Consider the following 9,466-nt stretch of genomic DNA (forward strand, 5'->3'; position numbering starts at 1 on the left):
CCGCTCTTCCGATCTCATTTTAGTGGGGCTGGCGGTGTGGTTCATACGACGAAAACTCAATGCGGCTAAAAAGGCGTTACCAGAAATGCAGTTGGATATGCCTAAGAAATAAAGCGTAAAGTAATGTTGTGATTTGAACCAATAGCCAATCTCATAGCAAAATTAAACAGATAGACAGGTAAACAGATAAGCAATAACCGTTGATAAATGGGTAGAGAAAAGGCCGATTAACTCAGTGGTTAATCGGCCTTTTAGTGCTTGCTATTTGAGAGAGCGATTTTTAGGCTACGTTACCGACGGCAGGATATTGAGGCTTTGCAGCAAGGTCCTCGGGGCTGAAGTCGTCAACATTGATCACGTACAGACGCTCCACTTCTGCTTTTCTCAGTATCGCCGCTTCTGCGTCATCGATAAGGTTGTTTTCTAATCCGATTTCAGCAATCTTATCGAGTGCTAAGAACGCTTTACGCTGCTCTATCCCCTTGCACACTTTATCGAAGATTGGCTCAGCTTGAAGAATGATCTCCAGTGCTTTCTCTATGCGGCCAACTGGATTAAACGGCGTATCTTCAAGGTACTGGTTTCGACCAATTCTAGAACGAGTCTCACTTGGAGTTTGAATGATTTTTGCCACTTTACTGTCCAGCTTATCGCTTGGTGCTCGGCGTACTCTACCAAAAGGTAGAATTAGGATACGAAGCGCTGAAGCGATAACTCGGTTAGGGAAGTTCGCTAAAAATTCATCAATCGCTACTTCCGTTTGTTGCAAGCTATCTTGCAGGCCCCAGTCAACCATAGCTTTATCTTCTTGAGGGCGTCCATCTTCATCAAAGCGTTTCAGCGTCGCAGAACTGAGGTAAAGTTGGCTTAGAATATCACCCAGTCGAGCAGACATTCGCTCTTTGCGCTTTAACGAACCGCCTAACACAACCATTGAAATATCCGATAGTAATGCCATGTTCGCGCTGTAACGATTCAACTGCTGATAGTAACGCTTAGTGAAATCTTTGGTCGGAGCCTCAGAGCCAAAGCCATCAGTGAAACCAAACCACAGGCTGCGAACCAGATTACTCATGGTAAACGTCACGTGACCTGCTAATGCCGCATCGAATTTCTCTAACGCATCATTGGCCTCGGAATGCGCCGCATTCATTTCGTCGAGAACGTATGGGTGACAACGAATCGCTCCTTGACCATAGATGATCAACGATCGAGTGAGAATATTGGCACCTTCTACAGTGATAGCGATTGGCGACCCTTGGTAACCGCGCGCTAAAAAGTTCGAAGGCCCCAAGCAAATGCCTTTTCCGCCGACAATGTCCATTGCATCAATGATGCTGCGTTGTCCACGGTGAGTACAGTGATACTTAACGATGGCAGAAATAACAGACGGCTTTTGGCCTAAATCGATACCTGCTACGGTTAGGCTACTCGCAGCGTCCATGACGTAAGCGTTACCAGCAAGGCGTGCTAGGGGCTCTTCTACCCCTTCCATGTGACCAATAGGTTGCTTGAACTGGCGGCGAATACGAGCATAAGCTCCGGTTGCTAACGCTGCTGATTTAAGACCACCGGTTGAATTTGAAGGCAGAGTGATACCACGCCCCACGGATAAGCACTCGACGAGCATTCTCCAGCCTTGTCCCGCCATTTTTTCGCCGCCGATGATGAAGTCAATCGGAACAAAGATGTCTTTCCCCTGGGTTGGGCCATTTTGAAATGGAACATTAAGAGGGAAGTGACGGTTGCCGATCTCTATGCCTTTCAGGTCAGTCGGGATCAATGCACAGGTGATCCCTAGATCTGGCTTGTCACCCAGTAACCCATCTGGATCTCGCAGTTTAAATGCTAAACCGAGTACCGTTGCGACCGGTGCAAGTGTAATGTAGCGCTTATTCCATGTTAGGCGCATGCCCAACACCTGTTTGCCTTGCCACTTACCTTTACAAACAACCCCAAAGTCTGGAATTGAACCTGCATCTGAGCCAGCTTCTGGGCTGGTTAAAGCAAAACAAGGTATTTCGATGCCATTCGCTAGACGAGGTAGGTAGTGATTTTTTTGCTCTTCAGTACCGTAATGTTGGAGGAGTTCCCCAGGGCCGAGTGAATTTGGAACACCGACGGTTGATGATAGAACGCTCGACACACCGGTGAGCTTTTGAAGGACCAAAGATTGCGCATAGGCAGAAAACTCAAGCCCGCCATATTTTTTCTTAATGATCATAGCAAAGAACTTATGGTCCTTTAGATATTGCCATACCTCTGGAGGCAGATCGGCAAGTTCATGAGTGACTTGGTGGTCATTAACCATGGCGCACACTTCATTCACTGGACCGTTAAGGAAAGCCTTTTCTTCTTTGGATAACTTAGGCGCTGCGATGCTGTGCAGGTTTTTCCAATCCGGTTTGCCTTTAAACAGTTCGGCTTCCCACCAAACGGTACCCGCATCGAGGGCTTCTTTTTCTGTTTGCGACATCGCTGGCAAGACTTTTTTAAACAGCGTGAGCGCTTTTTGGCTGAAAACACCTTGTCGTACTGACGGTACGGTAAACAGCACAACCGCAGCAAAATAGAGTGCCCAACTCAAAAATCCTGCGTTCCCCCATATTGATAGGGCAAACATGGTGGCTGTGAGCGCCACTAATGACATCACCAGCGAGCTTCGATGGTACAAACAAAGGGTAAAAATAGCGGTGAAGCTAAGTATAGAGAGCAAGGTTTCCATGGCGTTTTCCTTTTCTAGCCGTTTATTGCACTGTAATCTCATAAGAGGTCTAACCAGTAGAGTGTAAACAATATATTAATAAAATGTAAAATACCAATGTGGTTAAAAAGTGATCCAAGTAGAGTGAAAGTTCTAATAGTGAGCGGTGAGTGGTGATTTATATTCATTAATGCGTGCCTAAATTCGATTTCTTACTGGCTAACTATCGACACTGGAATTTGTTTTAGTAAACTCAGGGGTAAAGTGGTAACAAAGATTACGCTTAATCCAATTCAACAAGAGATCACAGATATGTATCAGGAATTAATTAAAAGCGAACTGACAGAAGCTGCCGACGTATTGAATGCGTTTTTAAGTGATGAACACAATTTGGCACAAATTGAAGCCGCCGCTAAATTGATTGCCGATTCGTTTAAGCAAGGTGGAAAAGTACTCTCTTGTGGCAATGGCGGTTCTCACTGTGATGCTATGCATTTTGCAGAAGAGCTGACAGGGCGTTATCGAGAAAACCGACCGGGGTATCCAGGCATCGCTATCTCAGATCCGAGCCATATTTCATGCGTAAGTAACGATTTTGGCTATGATTCTGTGTTCTCTCGTTATGTCGAAGCCGTTGGCTCAAAAGGTGATGTGCTGTTTGGGTTATCTACGTCAGGCAATTCAGGGAATATCTTGAAAGCGATAGATGCTGCAAAAGCAAAAGGCATGAAAACAATCGCGTTAACCGGAAAAGATGGCGGCAAAATGGCCGGGCTAGCGGATGTTGAAATTCGCGTTCCTCACTTTGGTTATGCCGACCGTATCCAAGAGATCCATATCAAAATTATTCATATTGTTATTCAGCTTATTGAAAAAGAGATGGCGTAACAACGTTCGTATTTGCTTAAAGGATTAGATGAAGCCATGTGTGAATTGCTCGGAATGAGCGCTAATGTACCAACCGATATCTGTTTTAGTTTTACCGGGCTAATTCAGCGTGGTGGCAATACAGGGCCACACCGAGATGGTTGGGGAATTACGTTTTATGAAGGAAAAGGGTTTCGAACGTTTAAAGACCCGAAGCCGAGCTGCGATTCTAAAATAGCGGAATTAGTGCAGCATTACCCAATAAAAAGCCGTGCTGTCGTGAGCCATATCAGACAAGCCAATCGAGGCTCTGTTAATTTGGAGAATACTCACCCGTTCACTCGTGAATTATGGGGACGCTACTGGACTTTTGCTCATAACGGACAGTTGTCCGATTACGATGACTTAAACACCGGTCGCTTTAGGCCCGTTGGAGAAACCGACAGTGAGTTGTCTTTTTGTTGGTTATTGAAGCAGTTAGAAGAACGTTACCCAGAGCCGCCTCAAGACATGGTCGGGGCATTTCGATTCATTGCTCAGTGTTGTGATCAATTAAAGGAGAAAGGTGTATTCAATATGCTTTTATCCGATGGCGAATACGTAATGACGTATTGTACTAATCACCTTTATTGGATAACAAGGCGAGCTCCTTTCGGTAAGGCGAGCCTTATTGATGAAGAAGTCACCATTAACTTTTTAGAAGAAACCACGCCTAATGATGTTGTCACCGTCGTTGCCACTCAGCCTTTAACAGACAACGAAATATGGCATCGCATGAAGCCGAGCGAATTTGGTATTTTTCACTTTGGAGAGTTAATTGATGGCAATGCGCACAAGTTAGAAAATGTTGCGTTTGCAGAAGCCAAACCACGCTGCCAAGCGCCTGCTCAGCCATTAGCTTAAATCGATATTGATGCGATGCAAGAAGGGCTGTTGCAAGAAGATTGATACAAAAAGGGTTGATGCTTCCACATCAACCCTTTTGTTTATCTGTTTGCTCTATCAATAGAACTATTCTTGAGCGTATCCATGGATACCCAGTTTTTCACCATCTAAGAATGCTTTACCATCTTCCATTTTTAAGCGCCCATCAACAAACCATTGAGCCACTAATGGGTAGATTTTATGCTCTTGTGTTTGAACACGTTCGGTCAGCACTTCAACAGTATCCGCATCAAAAATAGGCACTTTTGCTTGTAGGATAACGGGGCCACCATCGAGTTGCTCGGTAACAAAATGCACGCTTGTACCGTGCTCTTCATCACCGGCGTGGATAGCTCGTTGATAGGTGTTTAAACCTGGATATTTCGGCAGTAATGAAGGGTGAATATTGATCATTCGGCCTAAGAAATGGCGAACGAACTCGCCACTTAAAATACGCATGTAACCCGCCAAAATGATTAAATCAGGCTGATACCCATCCATCTGACGCATTAATTCCCTGTCGAATGCATCACGAGTATCAAAGGCTTCTGGATCGATAAAGATACCATCTGCGCCCGCTTTTTTTGCTCGCTCAAGAGCAAAAGCCGTTGCCTTATTCGAAAAAACAGCCGTCACTTTACCGCTATCAATACTGGTTTCACAAGCATCGATAATCGCTTGTAAGTTAGAACCATTCCCTGAAACTAAAACAACTATGCTCTTCATATTTAGTTGATCTCAACCTGTTCTTCGCCCGCTTTTGCTTGAGCGATTTCACCGATAACCCAAGCGTTTTCACCTTCTTGTTGAAGAAGCTTAACCGCTGCGTCTGCTTGGTCTTTAGGTAGGGCAACAACGAGGCCAACACCACAGTTAAAGGTGCGGTACATTTCGTGAGTGGTTACGTTGCCTTTTTCTTGTAGCCAGTTGAAGATTGCAGGCCATTCCCAGCTTGAACCATCAACAACCGCTTTGGTGCCTTCAGGAAGTACGCGTGGGATATTTTCCCAGAAACCACCACCGGTGATATGAGAGATCGCGTGGATATCGTGCTCTGCAATCATCTTAAGTGCTGATTTAATGTAAATTTTAGTAGGCTCTAGAAGGTGTTCACCGATAGTGCGACCGTCTAGTTCTTCCGTCTTATCAGCGCCAGATACTTCAAGAATCTTACGAATAAGAGAGTAGCCATTAGAGTGTGGGCCACTTGAACCAACCGCGATAAGCGCATCACCAGCCGCGACTTTGGTGCCATCAATAATGTCTTCTTTTTCAACAACACCGACGCAGAAGCCAGCAACATCGTAGTCTTCGCCTTCGTACATACCAGGCATTTCAGCGGTTTCACCACCAATAAGTGAACAGCCTGCTTGAATACAACCTTCAGCAATACCGGTCACAACGTCTGCAGCAGTATCGACATCAAGCTTGCCGGTTGCGTAGTAGTCTAGGAAGAATAGCGGCTCTCCACCTTGAACAATCAGGTCGTTTACACACATGGCGACTAAATCGATACCAATTGTGTCGTGCTTGTTCATATCCAAAGCAAGGCGGAGTTTAGTGCCTACGCCATCAGTACCAGATACTAAAACAGGTTGCTTGTAGTTGGTTGGCAATTCACACAGAGCGCCAAACCCGCCAATGCCACCCATCACTTCAGGGCGACGAGTACGTTTTACCGCACCTTTAATTCGGTCAACAAGCGCATTGCCTGCATCAATATCAACACCAGCGTCTTTGTAGCTTAGAGAAGAGTTATTTGCGCTCACAGGGAAGTCCTCGGATTTAAGTTGGATATGAAAACGGCGCTATTCTACCAGTGCTTAAACATAAAGAGCAAACGTTTGCGCGAGTTTTTTTATTGATCTATCCATCCTGAAATAGAGTTTGTTATCGTGTATAATCTGAGGGTTTGTTCAAAAATACTAAAAATGCCGGAGATGAAAATGAAAGTGGTTGAAGTTAAGCACCCTCTTGTAAAACACAAAATTGGTCTAATGAGAGAAGGTGATATCAGCACGAAACGTTTTCGTGAGTTAGCAACCGAAGTCGGAAGTTTACTTACTTATGAAGCAACAGCTGATTTTGAAACAGAAACAGTGACTATTGAAGGCTGGAATGGCCCTGTAGAGGTTGATCAACTGAAAGGCAAAAAGGTAACGGTAGTGCCTATTTTGCGTGCAGGTCTGGGTATGATGGATGGTGTACTCGAGCATATGCCAAGCGCACGTATTAGCGTTGTGGGTATTTACCGTGATGAAGAGACATTAGAACCTGTCCCTTATTTCAATAAACTGGCTTCTAACATCGATGAGCGTATCGCGCTTGTTGTTGATCCAATGCTAGCGACTGGCGGGTCAATGATCGCGACCATTGATCTTCTAAAAGAGCAGGGTTGTACTCAGTTTAAGGTGTTGGTATTGGTTGCTGCGCCAGAAGGTATTGAAGCATTAGAGAAAGCGCACCCAGACGTTGAGCTGTACACGGCTGCCATTGATCAAAAGTTGAACGACAAAGGTTATATTGTCCCTGGCTTAGGTGATGCTGGCGATAAGATTTTTGGTACGAAGTAATCGTAAATAGACCATAATGCGAAAAGGGAGCGATCATCGCTCCCTTTTTTATTTTTGATGCACTATTTTTTTAAGCTTAATGTGCCCGGCTTTCGTGTTCTTGAAGAAGAATTGTGAGCGTCGCTGTGCATATTCGAGGCATTTCCCCCAGTGCGGTCAGGACGAACCGGTGCTTTGCCATGAAAGTTCTTTTTGCCCTTGCTAGAGTTTGGCGCGTGACGAAACTCATCCGCATTTTGCCCTCTAAAGGTACGGTTTTTCTGGTTTCGTCGTGCGGTGCTCGATTGATTTTCTTCACGGCTATCAAACAGCTTCGCGTCCGTAGCTCGACGAATTCGTACGCCTTTCGCATCATTTTTTGAGGCATCTTCGGTTCCGCTTGAGTCTTCACACATCGTGAGAATCTCATTCACTTCTTCTGCGCTTAGGTAGCGCCATTCTCCATTTGGGATACCATCAATAGAGATATTCATGATGCGAACTCGGCGAAGTTTAAACACTTCATAGCCTAACGCTTCACACATCCGACGAATCTGACGGTTTAGACCTTGAGTCAGTACGATGCGAAAAGAGAACTTGGTTTCTTTAGAGACTTTACATGGCAAGGTAACGGTATCAAGAATATGAACACCCGCAGCCATGTGTTTTAAGAAGTCATCGGTGATCGGTTTGTCGACACGAACCACATACTCTTTTTCGTGGTTATTCCCTGCTCGCAATATTTTATTGACGATATCGCCATCATTGGTCAGAAAAATCAAACCATCGGACGGCTTATCAAGGCGGCCAATAGGGAAGATTCGTTTATGGTGGCCAATAAAATCAACGATGTTGCCAGGAATATCTCGTTCCGTTGTACAGGTAATCCCTGTTGGCTTATTAAGGGCGATATAGATAGGTTTTTCTTTAGAACGAACCGGATTATCATCAATGCAGACCTCATCACCCGCCACGACTTTAGTGCCCATTTCTGGAACTAAACCATTAATGGTGACTCGACCCTGTTCAATAAGTCTATCGGCTTCTCGGCGTGAACAAAATCCGGTTTCACTAATGAATTTATTGAGACGTTTAGCGCCTTCTTGAGACTGAGTATTATCTTGTGGCATGGTGGATTGGTTCTGAGATGTTGTCTGTTTTTTCTGTGGCATAGTGACCTCGTTACGTTTCACAACGGATTAATGTTAAGCAAAGCAGTATGTCGCTTATTAATTGGGCGGAGTGTAGCATTTCACTCAAAGTTATCCCATTCGTTTTTGATGACGCTCTCTATTCTCGGTTTTTTTATCATCACTTTTTCGTAGCATGAGGTAAATCGCGCCGGTTCCTCCATGAAACTGAAGGGCGCTATGGGCGCATTGGACATCCCGAATTTGCGTTACCCAGCTGGCAAGGTGGCTTTTCATCAATGCAGGGGGATTAGAGTGAGCGCCCTTGCCATGCACAATAAGTACCGTACGTATATCCCACAGTAAACACTGCTTTAGAAATTTTACGACTTCTTCACGCGCTTCTTTGAGTGTCTTTTTATGAAGGTCTAATTTTGCTTGAATAGGGTATTTCCCAAGGCGGAGTTTTTTGTACACACCGTGTTGAACACCGTCTCGTTTGAATTGAATTAAATCTTCTGGCTTTAACAGAGGTGCGTAATCAATAGATAGGTATTCTGGGTCGTCTTCCGTCAGCCAAATAGCCGCTTGTTGCTTAGCTTGTTGCGCAATAGAAACGCTGTGCTTGTGTTTTAATTCAGCAGTGTCGTGTGTGAGGGGCTTTACATCCCCCATCATCTCTTGAAAAAGAGAAAAGTCGTCATCATGAGACATCAGTGCCCCTCAATTAATGGTCTTTTATAAAGAGATTAATTTGGATAACGTGAGGAGTCTAGAAAATTTCACCAGCAGAAATCAGAAAGCAGAGCAAGCACTCGGGCTTCTCTGCGATAGAGTTCGTTATCTAATGAAAGGTAGGACGTTTTAGGCGTTAGTTTGATGGATCATCTTTAAAAATTTTGTAGATGAAAAAACCACTAAAAAAGAGCATGAGACTAAGAGTGGTAAAAATGACGATCATTGAAGAGAGACCCACTGCGTTGCCAAATAGGAGTTGAAGCCATAATTCCATAATTTTCTTCCGACTATTAGTGATGGCTTTGATGTTACGTGTTGGTTAAATGGTCGTTACTGATCCAGATCAAATCTCATAAGGCTGGTGAATGTTTGATGGGTATGGTGTGTTTTCCATCACGTTTATGGGCAATTGGATGGTAATTAATCGAACGATACGGTTTTGAGGAAAAAAGCCTTCAAAGGGCTTGCGTTAACGTAATTAATAAGTAATATACCAATCCGTTGACAGCGAATAGCTGATTGGCATCTCGGTGAATAGCGCAGCTTGGTAG

At 44.5% G+C, this 9,466-nt stretch carries 9 protein-coding genes; 3 read left to right on the forward strand and 6 right to left on the reverse strand.

Features of this window, described 5'->3' with window-relative positions; genetic code table 11:
* Positions 1–280: 280 nt before the first annotated feature.
* The gene (fadE, locus tag ACP45E_RS19085) at positions 281–2,725 is read right to left on the reverse strand and encodes an acyl-CoA dehydrogenase FadE (protein ID WP_017038743.1); all 2,445 of its coding nucleotides are present in this window, start codon (positions 2,723–2,725) and stop codon (positions 281–283) included.
* Positions 2,726–3,016: 291 nt separating this feature from the next.
* Between fadE and lpcA the strand changes: the two genes are divergently transcribed.
* Positions 3,017–3,592, forward strand: coding sequence for a D-sedoheptulose 7-phosphate isomerase (gene lpcA / locus ACP45E_RS19090; RefSeq protein ID WP_017038744.1), 576 nt, complete (start codon positions 3,017–3,019; stop codon positions 3,590–3,592).
* 36 nt (positions 3,593–3,628) lie between these two features.
* Entirely contained in the window at positions 3,629–4,474 is an 846-nt protein-coding gene (locus tag ACP45E_RS19095; protein ID WP_017035094.1) for a class II glutamine amidotransferase, read from the forward strand.
* 108 nt (positions 4,475–4,582) lie between these two features.
* Here ACP45E_RS19095 and purN read toward each other — a convergent pair whose 3' ends face one another.
* Positions 4,583–5,221, reverse strand: coding sequence for a phosphoribosylglycinamide formyltransferase (gene purN, locus ACP45E_RS19100; protein WP_017038745.1), 639 nt, complete (start codon positions 5,219–5,221; stop codon positions 4,583–4,585).
* A gap of 2 nt (positions 5,222–5,223) precedes the next feature.
* Positions 5,224–6,264, reverse strand: a complete 1,041-nt coding sequence (gene purM / locus ACP45E_RS19105; protein WP_017035096.1) for a phosphoribosylformylglycinamidine cyclo-ligase — start codon at positions 6,262–6,264, stop codon at positions 5,224–5,226.
* Between the two features lie 177 nt (positions 6,265–6,441).
* Here purM and upp point away from each other — a divergent pair, with 177 nt between their 5' ends.
* Positions 6,442–7,068, forward strand: coding sequence for a uracil phosphoribosyltransferase (gene upp, locus ACP45E_RS19110; RefSeq protein WP_017035097.1), 627 nt, complete (start codon positions 6,442–6,444; stop codon positions 7,066–7,068).
* A 62-nt stretch (positions 7,069–7,130) separates the two neighbouring features.
* On the opposite strand, the gene rluF is transcribed toward upp, so the two are convergent.
* The 3 genes from rluF to ACP45E_RS19125 all read right to left on the reverse strand — a co-directional run bounded on the left by rluF (position 7,131) and on the right by ACP45E_RS19125 (position 9,189).
* Positions 7,131–8,177, reverse strand: a complete 1,047-nt coding sequence (rluF, locus tag ACP45E_RS19115; protein ID WP_026026738.1) for a 23S rRNA pseudouridine(2604) synthase RluF — start codon at positions 8,175–8,177, stop codon at positions 7,131–7,133.
* 132 nt (positions 8,178–8,309) lie between these two features.
* Entirely contained in the window at positions 8,310–8,891 is a 582-nt protein-coding gene (gene smrA / locus ACP45E_RS19120; RefSeq protein WP_017035099.1) for a DNA endonuclease SmrA, read from the reverse strand.
* A gap of 157 nt (positions 8,892–9,048) precedes the next feature.
* Positions 9,049–9,189 carry a DUF3149 domain-containing protein gene (locus ACP45E_RS19125; RefSeq protein ID WP_017035100.1) on the reverse strand — a complete coding sequence of 47 codons (141 nt, stop codon included), beginning with the start codon at positions 9,187–9,189 and terminating at the stop codon, positions 9,049–9,051.
* Positions 9,190–9,466 lie beyond the last annotated feature (277 nt).

The sequence above is a fragment of the Vibrio genomosp. F10 str. 9ZD137 genome, assembly GCF_049974785.1.
Lineage (GTDB): Bacteria > Pseudomonadota > Gammaproteobacteria > Enterobacterales > Vibrionaceae > Vibrio.